Source organism: Pseudomonas sp. VI4.1 (assembly GCF_002029345.1).
Lineage (GTDB): Bacteria > Pseudomonadota > Gammaproteobacteria > Pseudomonadales > Pseudomonadaceae > Aquipseudomonas.
In genome coordinates this window covers 1-16,789 of record NZ_MULM01000162.1, presented here as the reverse complement: position 1 = coordinate 16,789, position 16,789 = coordinate 1, and the positions used below count along the sequence as shown (strand labels likewise).

Sequence of the window (16,789 nt, the reverse complement as noted above, 5' to 3'; positions counted from 1 at the left end):
CTGTTGACGCAGAGTCGCAACGGGTCTGTATCAACACAAGTCTGTGGTGTCGGAATAATGGCAAAAAGCTACGTCAACGTCGTTTTCAGAACGCTTGAGGTCGATCCACAGTGGTGGCTTGAAAAAACGCCCGGGCTCGCGGGTCAGCGGCATAGGCCACGTTGATACGTTGCCAGTCACCGGGCTCGCCGGTGGGGCTGAAGGCCGTCGCTGAAGACAGCAGGACACCGAAGCGCTGTGCCTGGGCCCGCACCTGAGCGTAGTCGGCCATCCGCGAGCGCGCCCAGATGAACAAGCCCCCGGCGGGCTTGCCGAAGACCTCCCACTCAGCGTCTTCGAGCATTTGCAAGGCGGCTATCCGGTCGCTGTGCAAACGCTGGCGTTGTCGCTGCACCAGCTTGCGGTAGGCACCACTGGCCAACAGGCAAGCTAGCACCGACTCGCAAAACCGTGACGCGCCCATGCTGCTGATCATCTTGACCTCGGCCAGTTGCGAAACAATCCCGGCGCCAGCTACTACAAAGCCGACCCGCAACGAACTGCTGAGGGTTTTGGAGAAACTGCCGACGTAGATCACGTTGTCCGCGGTATCCAGCGCGACGAGCCGCGTACCGGGTCCGCTGGATAAATCCGCATAGACGTCATCTTCGATGACCAGCGCACCGTGGGTTTTCGCCAGTTGCAGAACGCGCTGGGCGACCTTCGGCGTCAGGCTGCTACCCGTTGGATTGTGATAGGAACTGTTGATGAACAAGGCGCGGGGCCGGTACTGCCGGAGTAGCGCCTCGAGCACTGCGATATCGGGCCCGGTCGGCGTTCGCGGCACCTCGATCATGTTGACGCCGTGCAGCCTGAGCAACTTGAACAGCATCGAGTACCCGGGACTTTCCACCACCACGCACTCCCCCGGCTTGAGCAAGGTGCGCACAATCAGATCCAGCCCCTGGCTGGCGCCCGCCGTTGTCAGGACTTGGCGCTCCTGCACGGCGATATCCAGTTGTAGCAGGCGCTTGAGGATTTGTTGGCGCAGGGCTGGCAGACCCAGCGGGGTGCCGTAGTTGAACAGGCCCGCCATGTCGGTGCGACTGACCTGACGGATCGCGTAACCCAGGTCGTCCGTCTCGCGCCAGCTTACGGGCAATCCACCACAACCCAGCTTCAGTTCACCCAGGACGCCATCGTGCTTTACCGCCGCGCCTTCGAACCAGGGGTAATCCCGTTGCCGGCGAGCAGCCAAGGCCGGGTCGGCGACATAAAAGCCGCTGCCCTGACGCGACGCCAGCACCCCTTCAGCGACCAGGCGCTCACACGCCTCGACGACACTGGACTGACTGAGCAGATTATCCCGCGCAATTTGCCGCGCGGATGGTAAACGCGTGCCCGGCAAGACCTCGCTTTGACGGAGCCAGCCCGCCAGCGCATCGGCGATCTGCTGGACGAGCGGCACCAAGGCCTGTCGATCGATTCTCAATTCCATGAGCAAGCAAACTCCTGTTTGTTTTGCTGGAACAGTTAATCACAGGAACGCTCGATGGGATGTGCGACAACGCCGCCAGAATCTTCGGTTCTAATCATTGGTAACACATTGTCCGGCCCCCGGTGTAGGCATTACACCAATGTGGGGTTTTGCACCGCAGTGCCTGGCTTCAGAATGCCGTGACGCCTCCGTCCACCGCCAACGAGTGGCCGGTGGTGAACGCTGCACCATCGCTGCACAGGTACAGCACCGCGCTGGCAATCTCCTCAACCTTGCCGATGCGACCCACCGGGTGCATGGCATTGGCGAATTCGCCCTTCTTCGGATCCGCTTCATAGGCACGGCGGAACATGTCGGTATCGATCACCGCCGGACACACCGCATTCACGCGAATCTTTTTCTTGGCGTATTCGATGGCCGCCGATTTGGTCAGGCCGATCACTGCATGCTTGGAGGCGGCGTAGATACTCATCTTCGGCGCCGCTCCCAGGCCGGCCACCGATGCGGTGTTGACGATCGCACCACCGCCCTGGGCCAGCAGCAAGGGCAACTGGTACTTCATGCACAGCCAGACCCCTTTGACATTGACGCCCATGATCGCGTCGAATTCGTCGATCGTACCCTCGGCCAGCTTGCCTTTCTCGATCTCGATGCCGGCGTTGTTGAAGGCATAGTCGAGACGGCCGTAGGTATTGACGACTTCATCCATCAGGTTTTTTACATCGCTTTCCAGCGTGACGTTGCAACGCACGAACGTTGCTTCACCACCCGCCGTGCGAATCAACGCCACCGTGCCCTCGCCACCTGCCGTGTCGAGGTCGGCCACCACCACTTTCAAGCCTTCGGCGGCGAACGCCTGAGCCGTCGCGCGGCCAATACCGGCGGCCGCCCCTGTCACCACTGCCACCTGGCCGGAAAACGTCATGCTCATTGTTATGTCCTCGTAGAAGATGCGGGGTCCGCGTAACGCAATCTAGCCACAGGCATCCGTAGCGCGGCAGCACTATCAGAAGGCCGGTTGAGTGCCCATGAGTGGCAGTGATAAAACCGCCGGGCCAGCCATCACTGTTCTGGATCGGACTGCATTCGCGGCATCGGCGCGACTTGCGGCAATGATCATCAAGGGCTATCAACAAGACTTCATTCATCTTGAGTGCCTGTCATGACTACCCAGACCAATCGCCAGTTCCTGCTCGCCAGACGTCCGGTGGGTGCGGCAACCCGCGAGACCTTTACCTATCAGCAAGTACCGGTCGGCGAACCGGCCGCGGGTCAGATTCTGGTCAAAAACGAATACTTGTCCCTGGACCCGGCCATGCGCGGCTGGATGAACGAGGGCAAGTCCTATATTCCGCCAGTGGCGATCGGCGAAGTCATGCGTGCATTGGGTGTCGGCCAGGTCATTGCTTCGAACCATTCGGATTTTGCGGTCGGGGACTACGTCAACGGTGCCCTGGGCGTGCAGGACTATTTCCTCGGCGAGCCACGGGGCTTCTACAAAGTCGATCCGAAACTGGCACCGCTGCCGCGCTTTCTTTCGGCACTGGGCATGACCGGGATGACCGCCTACTTCGCCCTGCTCGACGTCGGTGCGCCCAAGGCCGGTGACACTGTGGTGCTCTCGGGCGCGGCCGGCGCGGTGGGCAGCATTGCCGGGCAGATTGCCAAGCTCAAGGGGTGCCGCGTCGTCGGCATCGCGGGCGGTGCCGACAAGTGCCGGTTCCTGATCGACGAACTGGGTTTTGACGGCGCCATCGATTACAAGAACGAAGACGTCCACGCCGGGCTCAAGCGCGAGTGTCCGAAAGGCGTGGATGTGTACTTCGATAACGTCGGCGGCGATATCCTCGACGCTGTGCTGAGCCGCCTGAACCTGAAGGCACGGGTGGTGATTTGCGGCGCCATCAGCCAGTACAACAACAAGGAAGCGGTCAAAGGTCCGGCCAACTACCTGTCGCTGCTGGTCAACCGCGCGCGGATGGAAGGTTTCGTGGTGATGGATTACGCCGCACAGTACGCCGCTGCCGCGCAGGAAATGGCGGGCTGGATGGCCAAGGGGCAGCTCAAGAGCAAGGAAGACATCGTCGAAGGACTGGAGACGTTCCCGGAGACGCTGATGAAATTGTTCAGCGGAGAGAATTTCGGGAAGTTGGTGCTGAAGGTTTAACGCAGGCCAGTAGGAGCCGGCTTGCTGGCGATGCAGGCACCGCGGGGAGTCAGGTCCACCGCGGTGATGCCTTCGCCAGCAAGCCGGCTCCTACAGGTGATCAGGCGAGTTCGGCCACTACGGCGGCGAGTGCCTTGGCCGGATCCGCCGCCTGGCTGATCGGACGGCCGATTACCAGGTAATCGGAACCGGCATCCAGCGCCTGACGCGGGGTCAGGATACGGCGCTGATCGTCCTGGGCGCTGCCCGCCGGACGAATCCCCGGGGTCACCAGTTGCAGCGACGGGTGAGCCGATTTCAGGGCCTGGGCTTCCAGGGCCGAACAGACCAGACCGTCCATCCCGGCTTTTTCCGCCAGTGCGGCCAGACGCAGCACCTGCTCCTGCGGCTCGATGTCCAGGCCGATACCCGCCAGGTCCTCACGTTCCATGCTGGTCAGCACGGTCACGCCGATCAACAGCGGCTTCGGGCCGGTGCGCTGGTCGAGCACTTCGCGACAGGCGGCCATCATGCGCAGACCACCGGAACAGTGCACGTTGACCATCCATACGCCCATTTCCGCGGCCGCCTTGACGGCCATCGCGGTGGTATTCGGGATGTCGTGGAACTTGAGGTCCAGGAATACTTCGAAACCCTTGTCACGCAGGGTGCCAACGATTTCCGAGGCGCAGCTGGTAAACAGTTCTTTACCGACTTTGACCCGGCACAGCTTCGGGTCCAACTGATCGGCCAGCTTCAGTGCGGCGTCACGGGTAGGGAAATCCAGGGCGACGATGATGGGAGTCTGGCAGGCGGACATGAGTGGGCTCTCAGGCAGGTCGAAATCGGCGCGCATTGTAGCGGAACCAGTGGCGCTGCGGGACCCGATGATCGGTAAATCGTCGAGCCGGCTCCCGCAAGCCTAGCCCCTGCGCCCATTGTGTCGAGTCAGATAGTCGCCTGACACACCCGCACTGGATGAACAGCGCCCCCGCGCCGCCTCTCAAGGCCGGCGATCCTCGACCCGGGCTTGAGTCTTGCTCCAGTCGGTCAGCAAGCTGTAAGCCACGGCCAACAAGGTCGGCCCGATAAACAAACCGATGAACCCAAACGCAATCAGCCCGCCAAACACCCCGAGCAATACAATCACCAAGGGCAAATTGCCGCCCCGACTGATCAGGTAAGGCTTGAGCACGTTGTCGACCCCACTGATGATGAACATCCCCCAGCAGCCGAGGAACACCGCCATCCCGTAGTCACCCTTCCAGGCCAGCCAGGCCGTGGCCGGAATCCACACCAGCGGTGGCCCCATCGGAATCAGGCTCAGCAAGAACGTGACGATCCCCAGGACCAGCGCCCCGGGAACCCCGGCAATCAGGAACCCGATCAACGCCAGAACCGCCTGAGCCGCCGCCGTCCCGATGACCCCGTTCACCACGCGTTGCACCGTTCCCGCCACCAGTTCGATGTAATAGCCGGCTCGATCACCGATCAGCCGCTGCAGCAATCCGTGAACAAACGCCGCCAACCGCGGCCCGTCGCGGTAGAAAAAGAACACAAAGACAATGCTCAACGTCAGTTCGAGAATTCCGCCGCCAATCTGCGCACTGCGTGCCAGCAACCAGTTACCGACCTGCCCCAGATAGGGCTTGATCGCCAGCATCATCGCCGCGCCCTGCTGATCGATACTGTTCCAGATGCCCACCAGCCGCTCGCCCACCAAGGGAATACTGCCCAGCCAGCCCGGTGCTTCGGGCAGGCCATCGACCTGCACATCCTTGATGAACGCCGTGGCGTCGCGCACATGGTCCGCCAGGTTGAACCCCAGCCATACCAGCGGCGCCGCCACCAGCACCATCCAGCCCATGGTCAGCAGCGCCGCCGCCAGGGATTCGCGCCCGTTGAGCCAGCGGGTCAGCAAACGCATCAGCGGCCAGCTGGCGAAGGCCAGCACCGCGCCCCAGAACAACGCGGACCAGAACGGCGCCATCACCCATAAACTTGCGCCAAACAGCACCAGGAGCAGGATCTGCACCAACAGCCGATCGTTATTGATCATCCCAGTCTCGAAAAAAGTCAGTCAGCCAAAAAGTAGGTGAACGTGCGAGCACGTTCACCCGATACAGCTTATCGCAACAGTTCGAGGTGCAGGCCAGAGCCTTCGACATTGCCGGCTTCCAGTCTGGCCGTACGTACGCCCTGCCCGATCAGCGCCTGGCGCCAGGCTTCGGCCTTGGGCCCGGAAATACTGACCCGCAAGGTGGTGTCAAGATTCAATCCACGGGAGATCAAGCGCAGCCAGGTCTCGTCGGGATCGCCGGTCAGCTTGGGGAAATCGAGCTCACCGGTGCTCTTGAGCTCGCGCAGCAAGGTCGCGGATGTCGGCAGCACATTGCCCAGGGGTGCCGTGGCGTCGAACTGTTCGACGTGCAGATAGGCTTTGCGATTGCCGCGAGTGATGCTGTAGAGCGCCACCAGTGTGTTGTCCTGCGGCGCCGCCAGACGCAACAGCAGAAACGCTTGCTGGTCGTCGGCGCCATAGAGCTTGGCGTTGCCGAAGACATCATTGGCCCACAGGCTGCTTTCCCCGCAATCCCGGGCCTGGCACCAGAACAGCAACTCGGCATCCCGTTTCTGCAGGGATTCGCGGGCGGCCGTGAAGGCGTCGATGGACGAGTGCTCCGGTGGCAACTCGTAGGTGACCGAGGTCGCATTGCCACGGGCGCTGACCTGACCGTCGAAGCGCAGCTGGCCGCTGATCTTGCGGATCGCACCCAGCGGGTAGATCCGCTCCAGCTCGACGGCCGGGCGATAGTCGACGATCTGCGCATCGGTCATGCGCGGCACGATCGGCAGGTCCTGACTGCCCGGGACATCGGCGGCAAACGACAGGGGACTGAAACAGCACAGCGCCAGCAAACTGAATGAACGCATGGTCGGGCTCATCGGATCAGCATGGCCTGGGCACCTTTGACGACGCTGGCATCGTCGATGCGTTCGGGCACCAGCAGGCCTCGCTGTACTGCCGGGCGCGCCTCCATGGTCGCCATCCAGCGTTGCAAGGCGGACAAACCCTCCACCTCGACACCGGACCACTCGTGGCCACGCACCCATGGAAAGGTCGCAATATCGGCAATGCTGTACTCGCCCGCCAGAAACTCTACCGCTTGCAGGCGCGTGTCGAGCACTTCATAGAGACGACGGGTTTCGTGCTGGTAACGGTCGATGGCCCCCTGCAGTTTCTCAGGGAAATAGCGGAAAAACACGTTGGCCTGCCCCTGCATCGGGCCGATTCCGCCCATCTGGAACATCAGCCACTGCAGCACCACCGAACGCCCTTTCGGGTCCGTGGGCAGCAGCTTGCCGCTCAGTTCAGCGAGATAAACCAGGATGGCGCCGGATTCGAACACGGCAAAATCGCCGTTGGCGCGGTCGACAATCGCCGGAATCCGGCCATTGGGATTGATCTTGAGGAAGTCCTCGGATTTCTGTTCCTTCTTGTCGAAACTCAAGGCGTGCACCGTGTAGGGCAGGCCGAGTTCCTCGAGCACGATAGAGACCTTGTGGCCATTCGGGGTCGCAGCGGTGTAGAGATCTATCATGGTTGTCTCCCATTTCAACCCGCCCAGCCTCGACAGTTGCCCGGCGCAAGTCAAGGAACGGCGAAGAACCGATTGAAACAGTCTGCGACAAGGTCGGCACCGGTTGCGTCATTCAGGTGCAAATGATGGCCGCCAGGCAGCTGTTCTCGGCTGAAGGGTAGACGTTCCAGCAACTCGGGATGTTTGGCGAGCATGCCATCGGCTGCGACCACCAGTTTTGCAGGACAACCGACCCGCTGGACGAAGGCCATCGCCTGTTCGTTGGTCAGACGCAGCGGCGATGGCAAGGTAAGACGGTTATCGGTGCGCCAGGTGTAACCGCCCGGTACCGGCATCAGGCCCCGTTGCGCCAGCAACTCGGCGGCTTCACGACTGACCGCCACCAGACCTTTCATGCGCGCTTCAATGGCGCGGTCGAGGGTGTGGTAGACCGGTTTGCGTTTGTCCCTTAGACCCAGCTGTGCTTGCAGCGCCATGCCCATGCGCTCGGCAGCATTTTCGCCTTTGTCTGTAGGAGGAATGATGCCGTCGATCAACGCCAGATGGGTCACCCGCTCCGGCAATGACCCGGCCAGCACCAGAGAAACGATCGCCCCCAACGAGTGCCCCAGTAACCCGAAGCGTTTCCAGCCCAGTTGTTCGGCCACTTGCAGCACGTCATGGGCGTAATCCCAGAGCGCGTAACCGGCGCCCGCAGGCCGATGCCCGGAGTGGCCATGACCGGCCATGTCCAGCGCGACGATGCGCAGCCCCTCGAGCTTCGGTGCCAGCCGGGCAAAGCTGTTGGCGTTATCCAGCCAGCCGTGCAAGGCGATTACCGGGACACCGTCTTCCGGGCCGAACAGATGCGCCGCCAATTCGATATGCGGCAGGCTCAGGCGAACTTCTTCGACGGCAGGGCTCATGCGCAATCCTGCTGGCGGCGACCTTCCCAGCGGCTGAACAGATTCTTCAGCAGCACGGCTGTATCCTGGGGACGTTCCAGGGGAAACATGTGGCCGCCGGGCAGGGTCAGTGACTCGCCCAGCGGCATGCGCCCGACAGAGCTGGCGTGATGACGCATCACCACCCGACTCTTGTGTCCGCGAACCACCGCCAATGGCACTTTCAGCTGCCGTGTCCGGCCCGGGCTGGTGTGGGGGACGCCGCGGTAGATGCTGATTTCCGTGGCCGGGTCGAAGCGCAGGCGCAGCGTGTCGCCGACCTTTTGCAGACCGTGTTGCAGATAAGCATCGAAACATTCCGGGTCGAAGCTGCGAAACAGGGTTTTACCGGCAAAATACACGCGCGCAGCGTCCAGGTCGGCAAACTCTTCGCGACGGCCCAGGGTGCGACCGGCCGGGGTCAGGCGGTCGATGAAACCAAAGCGCTTGGCGGCGCGGATGACCCATTGATCGGTACGGGTCAGCACCGGCGAATCGAGCATCACCACCCCGCGATACAGCTCGGGGCAACGCAGGGCCGCATGCAAATGCAATACACCGCCGAAGGAATGCCCGACACCCCACACCGGTTCCGGTTGCTGCCTGAGGTGATGAATCAACTCGTCGACCAGGTTGTGCCAATTGTCGTCCGCCGGGAAACGCGGGTCGTGGGCGTGCTGCTCCAGATGCGTCACCTGATACTCGGGCGCCAGCGCCGCGAACAATTTGCCGTAGGTTCCCGAAGGAAAGCCATTGGCGTGGGCGAAAAAAATCTGTTGCGACATACCGGCAAATCCATGAGCGAGGACAGGCGTTGATTGTCCGTAAGACCAGGCCCTACAGCAATGACCATAACTGTCAGCAATGGTGGTAGGAAAAGTCGCCAATATCAAAAGATCGCAGGTGCGCGGTGTAGGAACTACCGCAGGCTGCGATCTTTCGATCAACCAACCCCCCAATCAACGCGCCGGCGGATTCTCACCCAATGGCACCACCGCCATGGTCAACCGAGACACACAACTGGCCTTGCCTTCATCGCTGGTCAGCCGAATGTCCCAGACATGGGTCGTACGTCCAATGTGAATCGCCTTGGCTACCGCTGTCACTCGCCCCGTGCGCAAGCCACGCAAATGGTTGGCGTTGATTTCCAGGCCCACGCAATAAAACTTGCTGGTATCGATGCACAGGTAACTGGCCATGGAACCGACGGATTCGGCCAGTACCACCGAGGCGCCGCCGTGCAGCAGGCCGTAGGGCTGGTGAGTGCGGTGGTCGATGACCATGCTGGCGGTCAGGGACACTTCATCGAAGTCTTCGAAGCGGATATCCAGCACTTCGCCGATGGTGTTTTTCTGGATCGCGTTCAACTGATCGATGTTGGGAGTGGTACGCCACAAACTCATTGCTGACATCCTTTGTTGGTTTTTATTCGTCACCGAGCCTGCCACAGCACCGTCTCGCTGCGCTTGCAGCGCCGCCGACCCTATCCTGTGGGAGCGTGGCTTGCCCGCGATGGCAGTCAACGCGGTTTACCCTGACACCGCGGTGTCTGCATCGCGGGCAAGCCACGCTCCCACAGGGGCCGTTTCATTCAGCCAGGGTGCTTGATGCCATTGAGCTTCATCGCCCCCGCCAGCGGCCCTTCGCCTTCAAGCTCGGCAAGGCCGGCTGTGGGGACCGCTTCCGGGTCCTGCACATGGCCATTCTGAAGGTAGCCCAGCAGGTTGCCCACCAGCGGGTTATGACTGACCAGCAGCGCATGATCGACCGACACCAACTGTTCCGCCACCGCTTGCGGGCGGTTGTCGGGTGTCAGCCATTCGACGGTGCGGATCTCCGGTTGAAAGCCCAGCGCTTCACGCACCAGCAAGGCGGTTTCCTGCGCTCGCAGGAAAGGGCTGGCATAGATCGCGGTAATCGGCTGGCCGATCAACTCGGCGGCGGTGCGCAGCACTTCTTCACGACCGTGTGCGGTCAGCGCCCGCTCGGAATCGGGACGCTTGCCGTGTGGCTCGGCTTCACCATGACGCAATACCCAGAGTTTCATAGTTTCGGTTCCTCATCTCGAGCCGGATGCGGCGCTGGCGCCACAACGTGTGGCGCTTCACCTTCCGGGGTACGCGGCGTCGGCCAGTCGGCGAACGGCCAAGGCTTCTGGTCGCTGTGAAAACTGCCGAAACGACCAATCTGCGCCAGGAACTGGCTCAGGCTGTCGCCGAAGTTCATCAGGCTGGCGCTCGGGGCACCATAGATCAAACGATAGATCAGTTGCACCAGCACTACCGCGCCGAGGATGAATTGCGCCACTTGCCAGACCAGCAAGAAGACGATCATCCACAGCACGCGCAGCAGGATGGATTCGTACCTGGCTTCTACTTTCGGATCATTCATGTCTCGCTCCCTGCCCCTGTCAATTGAGTGCTCAGTTGAAACCACTGGTGGAAATAAAGTCGACGTCGGTTTTCGGCTCGGCACGCATCAATAGACCAATCACCTGCTCCAGCGTGCGCCCTTCGAACAGGATGGCATGGAGCCCGGCGACCAGCGGCATATACACGCCAACTTCCTGGGCCTTGGCCTTGAGCACTTTCAGGGTGTTGACGCCTTCGGCCACCTCGCCTAAACGCGTCACCGCTTCTTCCAGGCTCAACCCCTGGCCGAGGGCGAACCCGACCTGGTAGTTACGGCTTTTCGGCGACGAACAGGTGACGATCAAATCGCCCACGCCCGCCAGCCCGAGGAACGTCATGGGGTTGGCGCCCTGATTCACCGCGAAGCGAGTCATTTCCGCCAGCGCCCGGGTGATCAGCATGCTCTTGGTGTTTTCGCCCATGCCCAGCGCCACCGCCATGCCGGCGATGATCGCGTAGACGTTTTTCAGCGCCCCCCCCAACTCCACGCCGAAGCGGTCGGCGCTGGCATAGACGCGAAAGGTGCGACCGTGCAGCGCGGCCTGGACCTGCTGGCAGAGGTCTTCATCTTCGCTGGCCACCACCGTGGCGGTCAGCGCGTGTTCGGCGATTTCACGGGCCAGGTTCGGCCCCGACAGTACGCCGATACGCGCTTGCGGGGCGATCTCTTCGAGGATCTCGCTCATCAGCTTGAAGGTGTGGGCTTCGATGCCTTTGGTCAGGCTCACCAGCAACTTGCCGCGCAAACGTTCGGCATGCGGCGCCAGCACCGAGCGCAGTGCGCTGGACGGCAGCGCAACGAAGCTCAGGTCGCAGGCTTCCAGAGTGGCTTGCAGGTCGGTGACTGCTTCCACGGCCGGCAGAATCTTGATGCCTTTGAGGTAGCGCGGGTTTTCCCGATTGACCCGGATGGCCTCGGCTTGCTCGGGGTCACGCATCCACAGCCGAACCTGATGCCCGTTCTCGGCCAGCAGATTAGCCACGGCGGTACCAAAACTTCCGCCTCCCAGGACCGCAATTGGGCGCTGTTCAGTCATATGCAATCCGTTAATCCATACCAGTGGCGATGTCGGCATTATACGGAGCAGCCCAGTGGCGGCCAGCCCCTGGATCAATTACCGGCACTTGTACGAAGAAGAGCAATAAATCCGCGGAAAATGCGCTCATCGTGACTGGAAAAGTCGACCAGCTCGGTTAACATGCGCGCCAATTGTTCGCTACCAAGGATGTGTCGTGTCGTTTGGCTCTGCATCGCCCCGCTCGCCGCTCGCTCTGGCGCCGATTTTCAGCCCGGCGATGCGCCGTTGGTCGCGAAAGACGCCAACCCTTGGCCACCTGCTGGCCGGGCTGTGCCTGGTGGTTAGCGGCCTGCTGTGCAGCCTGCCGACACGGGCCGCCGACATTTTGTTGACCGCTGCCGAAGACAGCCCCGGCATGCAATCCTTCACGCAGGCCCTGAGTGAGCTGCGCCCTGCCGACAGCGTGCGCTTCCAGCCACTGCCCGCTCTGCCGGCACCGGGCAAACTGCCTGCCACTACCCGTTTGATCCTGCTTGACCTGCCGAGCCTCGACTGGCGCCTGCAAGATGCCCAAGGCCCGGCGACATTGGTATTGCGCATCAGTCGCCTGCAAGCGCGCCAACGGCTGGGTGCCAACCAGCCCCCACACTTGAGCCTGCTGTGGAGCGATCCGCCGCTGGCTCGGCAGTTGCGCCTGACCGGTATTCTTCTGCCCCAGGCCCGACGAATCGGCGTGCTCTACGACAGTCACAGTGAGTTTCTGTTGAACGAACTGCGCCAGGCCGCCTTGCCGCTCGGCCTGCAAATCGTCACCGCGCGCTGGGACAACACCAGCGACAGCGGCCCGCTGCAGTCGTTGCTGAACAACAGCGACGTGCTGCTGGGGCTCGACGATCCCGATCTGTTCAACCCGAAAACCGCGAAAAACCTGTTGCTCAGCAGCTACTCACGGCAACGGGCGCTGATCGGCCCCAATGCCGGTTTCGTCAAGGCCGGGAGCCTGGCCAGTACCTACAGCGATCAAGGCGACTGGCTGGCGATTCTGGACACATTGCTCGACCAGCCACCGGCCAACTGGCCGCGCGCGCACTACCCGCAGCGCTTCCAGGTCTTGAGCAATCCACAAGTGGCTCGTTCCTTGGGTATTGAACAGATCGATCAAGCCTCTGTGGCCGCACAGTTGGGCGCAGGAGAAAGCCACCCATGACTTTCCATCGTCGCTGGGACATCAACACCCGCACGCAAATCATCAGCCTCGGCCCTGCCCTGTTGCTGACCTTGCTGTTGATCAGCTTCTTCACCTTCGTGCGAATCCAGGACCTGCGCCAGGAACTCAACCACACCGGTCAGTTGATTGCCAACCAACTGGCGCCGGCCACCGAATACGGGGTGATTTCGGGCAACAACGAGGTGCTCGACAGTTTGCTCAAGGCCACGCTGGCCACGCCCAATGTGCGATTCCTGGAGGTTCAGGACAGCGCCGACCGGATTCTGGTGTACGTCGAACAACCGTCGGAAACCCACACCCGCTCGCATCAGGTCGAAGTCTTCCAGGCACCGGTGCGGCTGCAACGCATCCCGTTGCACAATGATTTTTTCCAGGGCAGCAAAGTCGCCGGCACCGCCTCTGCCGAGGATTATCTGGGGCGGGTCATTGTCGGCCTGTCCAACGATGCCTTCAGCCAGCGCCAGCAGGAGATCCTGTTCAAGGCCGGGATTCTTGCGTTGTTCGCCCTGCTGTTTACCTTTCTGATCGCCCGGCGCCTGGCCGGGAGCCTGTCGCAGCCGATCCGCGACATCGGCACTGCGGTCAAGGCGATTCAGGACGGCGACTACAACACCCCGCTGCCCATCGTCGACGACACCGAACTCGGGGCGCTGTCGCAGCACATCAACAACCTTGCCAGCGGACTCGAACAAGCCAGCCGCGAACAGCACCAGGCGATGGCGCAGTTGATCCAGACTCGCGAAGAGGCGGAAAAGGCCAACAACGCCAAATCCGATTTCCTCGCGATGATGAGCCATGAACTGCGCACCCCGATGAATGGCGTACTGGGCATGCTGCAACTGCTGGAAACCACCGAGATGACCGAGGAACAGCTCGAATACGCGGCGCTGGCGTCGGAGTCCACCGAACACCTGCTCAAGGTCATCAACGACATTCTCGATTTCTCGCGCATCGAGCGCTCGGAACTGGAGCTGGAACACATTCCGTTCAACCTCGCGGACCTGATCGGCAGTTGCGCCCAGGCGTTTTCCCACAGCGCAGCGCAACGCGGGCTGGACCTGGCGCTGTTGACGCCCGATAACATGTGCGCGCTGCAGGTGCAGGGCGACCCGACGCGGATCCGGCAGATCCTGGTCAACCTGGTCGGCAATGCACTGAAGTTCACCGAGCAAGGTCGCATCACCATCGAGCCGCAATGGCAATCGCTGGATCACGAACTCCTCTGGTTTACCTGCACGGTACGAGACAGCGGGATCGGTATTTCCAGCCAACACCTGGAATCGATGTTCAATGCCTTCCAGCAGGCCGACAGTTCCATTTCAAGGCGCTATGGCGGCACCGGACTGGGCCTCCCCATCGCCCGCACCCTGGCTGAGCGGATGGGCGGCACCTTGCGTGCCCATAGCGAAGAAGGTCGCGGTTCGGTGTTCACCCTGGAAATCCCGCTGGCCCTCTATAAACAGACGCTGCCGATACTGACGCCACGCACGCCAACGGGCTCCGGTGATGGCGAGGGGCGCAATGTGCTGCTGGTGGAGGACAATCCGGTCAACCAGACCGTCATCGAGGCGATGTTGCGCAGCCTGGGCTTTACTGTCAGCGTCGCGACCGATGGCGCGCAAGCGGTGCGCAGCGCCGAGAGTCTGATTTTCGAAGCGATCCTGATGGATTGTCGATTGCCGATTATCGATGGCTATGAGGCGACCCGACAGATTCGCCAATTGCCCGGCTGCGCGGGCTTGCCCATCATAGCCCTGACCGCCAATGCCTTGCAGGGCGACCGGGAAGCCTGTTTATCGGCGGGAATGAACGATTACCTGGCCAAGCCCTTCAAACGTACTGATCTGCAGCAGATTCTGCAGCGATGGGTGCAGTAGTGCAGGCCTTTCGGCTATCTGCGACTGGCGTGAAAGGCGAAAGTGCGGCAGTCTTAGGCACCCGAACAGGCCCGAAAAGGGGCTTGAATAATAATTTCAGTGCACAAGTGTACATTCGTGTCCTTGGTGCTGTGACTTTCACCACAACGCAATAGTCTATGAGTAGGCTGCTGGCTCGAGGCATGAATGCTTCGACCGGCCGGGAAGATTTGCCCCACCTGCCGCACGGGACTATTGAGGAGCTCGCATGACCAAACAAAACGCCTTTACCCGGGAAGACCTGCTGCGCTGCAGTCGCGGTGAGCTGTTCGGCCCAGGTAACGCGCAACTGCCCGCCCCGAACATGCTGATGGTCGATCGCATCACCCTGATCAGCGAAGAAGGCGGCAAGTACGGCAAAGGTGAATTGGTCGCCGAGCTGGATATCACTCCGGATCTGTGGTTTTTCGCCTGTCACTTCGAAGGCGACCCGGTGATGCCAGGCTGCCTGGGCCTCGACGCCATGTGGCAATTGGTCGGTTTCTTCCTGGGCTGGCAAGGTCTGCCGGGCCGCGGCCGCGCCCTGGGTTCGGGCGAAGTGAAGTTCTTTGGTCAGGTTCTGCCGACCGCGAAGAAAGTAACCTATAACATTCATATTAAGCGCGTCCTCAAAGGCAAGCTGAACCTGGCCATCGCCGATGGTTCGGTGACTGTCGACGGTCGCGAGATCTATACCGCCGAAGGCCTTCGGGTCGGCGTTTTCACCTCCACTGACAACTTCTAAGGGTTATCCGCATGCGCCGCGTCGTTATCACTGGTCTGGGCATCGTTTCGTGCCTGGGCAATGACAAAGAGACCGTCTCCGCTAACCTGCGTGCAAGCCGCCCTGGCATCCGGTTCAACCCGGAATATGCTGAAATGGGTCTGCGTAGCCAGGTTTCCGGCTCCATTGACCTTCCCCTCGAAGAGCTGATTGACCGCAAGATCTTTCGCTTCGTCGGCCACGCGGCGGCATACGCCTACCTGGCCATGAAAGACGCCATCGCCGACTCCGGTCTGAGCGACGAGCAAGTCTCGAACCCGCGTACTGGCCTGATCGCCGGTTCCGGTGGTGCCTCCACGCTGAACCAGATGGAAGCGCTGGACATCCTGCGCGAGAAAGGCGTCAAGCGCGTCGGCCCTTACCGCGTCACGCGGACCATGAGCAGCACCGTTTCCGCCTGCCTGGCCACGCCGTTCAAGATCAAGGGCCTGAACTACTCCATCGCTTCTGCCTGTGCCACCAGTGCTCACTGCATCGGTACGGCCATGGAACAGATCCAGATGGGCAAGCAGGACATCGTATTCGCCGGCGGCGGGGAAGAGGAACACTGGAGCCAATCGTTCCTGTTCGACGCCATGGGCGCCCTGTCCAGCCAGTACAACGAAACTCCGGAAAAAGCTTCCCGCGCCTACGACAACAAGCGTGACGGTTTCGTCATCGCCGGCGGTGGCGGCATGGTCGTGGTCGAAGAGCTGGAACACGCTCTGGCTCGCGGCGCGAAGATCTACGCCGAAATCGTTGGCTACGGTGCGACCTCCGACGGCTACGACATGGTCGCTCCAAGCGGCGAAGGCGCCATCCGCTGCATGCAGATGGCCATGTCCACCGTTGACGCTCCAATCGACTACCTGAACACCCACGGCACCTCGACTCCGGTCGGTGATGTCATGGAGATGAAGGGTGTGCGTGAAGTGTTCGGCGACAAGGCTCCGGCCATCAGCTCCACCAAGAGCCTGTCGGGTCACTCCCTGGGCGCCGCCGGCGTTCACGAAGCGATCTACTGCATGCTGATGATGGAAGGCAACTTCATGGCCGGTTCGGCCAACATCGACGAACTGGACCCGGAAGTGGCTGACATGCCGATCCTGACCAAGACTCGCGAAGACGCCACCATCAACACCGTGATGAGCAACAGCTTCGGTTTCGGTGGCACCAATGCCACGCTGGTACTGAAGCGCTGGTCGGGTAAGTAATACCCCCCGCCGCTCTGCTGCACATAAAAACGCCCCGACTGGTTCGGGGCGTTTTTGTGTGCCTTTGATTTTGCATTTGCTTTTGTAGGAGCCAGGCTTTGCCCGGCGAGC

Annotated in this window: 17 protein-coding genes; 5 read left to right on the top strand and 12 right to left on the bottom strand. The window is 61.4% G+C overall.

Going from position 1 to position 16,789, the window contains the following annotated elements; translation table 11 throughout:
• Positions 1–85 precede the first annotated feature (85 nt).
• Entirely contained in the window at positions 86–1,477 is a 1,392-nt protein-coding gene (locus BZ163_RS18660) for a PLP-dependent aminotransferase family protein (protein ID WP_128872137.1), read from the bottom strand.
• Positions 1,478–1,646: 169 nt separating this feature from the next.
• Entirely contained in the window at positions 1,647–2,408 is a 762-nt protein-coding gene (locus BZ163_RS18655) for an SDR family oxidoreductase (RefSeq protein WP_128872136.1), read from the bottom strand.
• A gap of 231 nt (positions 2,409–2,639) precedes the next feature.
• Here BZ163_RS18655 and BZ163_RS18650 point away from each other — a divergent pair, with 231 nt between their 5' ends.
• On the top strand, positions 2,640–3,644 hold the full coding sequence (locus BZ163_RS18650) for an NADP-dependent oxidoreductase (protein ID WP_128872135.1): 1,005 nt from the start codon (positions 2,640–2,642) through the stop codon (positions 3,642–3,644).
• Positions 3,645–3,744: 100 nt separating this feature from the next.
• Here BZ163_RS18650 and pyrF read toward each other — a convergent pair whose 3' ends face one another.
• The 10 genes from pyrF to BZ163_RS18600 all read right to left on the bottom strand — a co-directional run bounded on the left by pyrF (position 3,745) and on the right by BZ163_RS18600 (position 11,596).
• On the bottom strand, positions 3,745–4,443 hold the full coding sequence (gene pyrF, locus BZ163_RS18645) for an orotidine-5'-phosphate decarboxylase (RefSeq protein ID WP_008148060.1): 699 nt from the start codon (positions 4,441–4,443) through the stop codon (positions 3,745–3,747).
• A 183-nt stretch (positions 4,444–4,626) separates the two neighbouring features.
• The gene (locus BZ163_RS18640) at positions 4,627–5,682 is read right to left on the bottom strand and encodes an AI-2E family transporter (protein ID WP_128872134.1); all 1,056 of its coding nucleotides are present in this window, start codon (positions 5,680–5,682) and stop codon (positions 4,627–4,629) included.
• A gap of 68 nt (positions 5,683–5,750) precedes the next feature.
• Positions 5,751–6,557, bottom strand: coding sequence for a DUF4892 domain-containing protein (locus tag BZ163_RS18635; protein WP_128872133.1), 807 nt, complete (start codon positions 6,555–6,557; stop codon positions 5,751–5,753).
• A gap of 8 nt (positions 6,558–6,565) precedes the next feature.
• Positions 6,566–7,225: a glutathione S-transferase family protein gene (locus tag BZ163_RS18630; RefSeq protein ID WP_128872132.1), complete on the bottom strand. Its 660-nt coding sequence runs from the start codon at positions 7,223–7,225 to the stop codon at positions 6,566–6,568.
• Between the two features lie 50 nt (positions 7,226–7,275).
• The gene (locus BZ163_RS18625; protein ID WP_128872131.1) at positions 7,276–8,130 is read right to left on the bottom strand and encodes an alpha/beta hydrolase; all 855 of its coding nucleotides are present in this window, start codon (positions 8,128–8,130) and stop codon (positions 7,276–7,278) included.
• Positions 8,127–8,933: an alpha/beta fold hydrolase gene (locus BZ163_RS18620; protein WP_128872130.1), complete on the bottom strand. Its 807-nt coding sequence runs from the start codon at positions 8,931–8,933 to the stop codon at positions 8,127–8,129. The genes BZ163_RS18625 and BZ163_RS18620 overlap by 4 nt, the downstream gene beginning before the upstream one ends.
• A 174-nt stretch (positions 8,934–9,107) precedes the next feature.
• Entirely contained in the window at positions 9,108–9,551 is a 444-nt protein-coding gene (locus BZ163_RS18615; protein WP_128872129.1) for a hotdog fold thioesterase, read from the bottom strand.
• A gap of 188 nt (positions 9,552–9,739) precedes the next feature.
• The gene (sixA, locus tag BZ163_RS18610) at positions 9,740–10,195 is read right to left on the bottom strand and encodes a phosphohistidine phosphatase SixA (protein ID WP_128872128.1); all 456 of its coding nucleotides are present in this window, start codon (positions 10,193–10,195) and stop codon (positions 9,740–9,742) included.
• Positions 10,192–10,539 carry a DUF4389 domain-containing protein gene (locus BZ163_RS18605; protein WP_128872127.1) on the bottom strand — a complete coding sequence of 116 codons (348 nt, stop codon included), beginning with the start codon at positions 10,537–10,539 and terminating at the stop codon, positions 10,192–10,194. Before BZ163_RS18605 ends, sixA begins: the two co-directional genes overlap by 4 nt.
• A gap of 31 nt (positions 10,540–10,570) precedes the next feature.
• The gene (locus BZ163_RS18600) at positions 10,571–11,596 is read right to left on the bottom strand and encodes an NAD(P)H-dependent glycerol-3-phosphate dehydrogenase (RefSeq protein WP_128872126.1); all 1,026 of its coding nucleotides are present in this window, start codon (positions 11,594–11,596) and stop codon (positions 10,571–10,573) included.
• A 259-nt stretch (positions 11,597–11,855) separates the two neighbouring features.
• On the opposite strand from BZ163_RS18600, the gene BZ163_RS18595 reads away from it, so the two are divergent.
• From BZ163_RS18595 to fabB, 4 genes are all read left to right on the top strand, one after another.
• Positions 11,856–12,785, top strand: coding sequence for an ABC transporter substrate-binding protein (locus BZ163_RS18595; RefSeq protein ID WP_128872192.1), 930 nt, complete (start codon positions 11,856–11,858; stop codon positions 12,783–12,785).
• On the top strand, positions 12,782–14,683 hold the full coding sequence (locus BZ163_RS18590) for an ATP-binding protein (protein WP_128872125.1): 1,902 nt from the start codon (positions 12,782–12,784) through the stop codon (positions 14,681–14,683). Before BZ163_RS18595 ends, BZ163_RS18590 begins: the two co-directional genes overlap by 4 nt.
• 247 nt (positions 14,684–14,930) lie before the next feature.
• Complete coding sequence (fabA, locus tag BZ163_RS18585) at positions 14,931–15,446, top strand: 3-hydroxyacyl-[acyl-carrier-protein] dehydratase FabA (RefSeq protein ID WP_003179264.1); 516 nt, start codon at positions 14,931–14,933, stop codon at positions 15,444–15,446.
• An 11-nt stretch (positions 15,447–15,457) separates the two neighbouring features.
• Positions 15,458–16,678, top strand: a complete 1,221-nt coding sequence (fabB, locus tag BZ163_RS18580) for a beta-ketoacyl-ACP synthase I (RefSeq protein WP_128872124.1) — start codon at positions 15,458–15,460, stop codon at positions 16,676–16,678.
• The last annotated feature ends 111 nt before the right edge of the window (positions 16,679–16,789 follow it).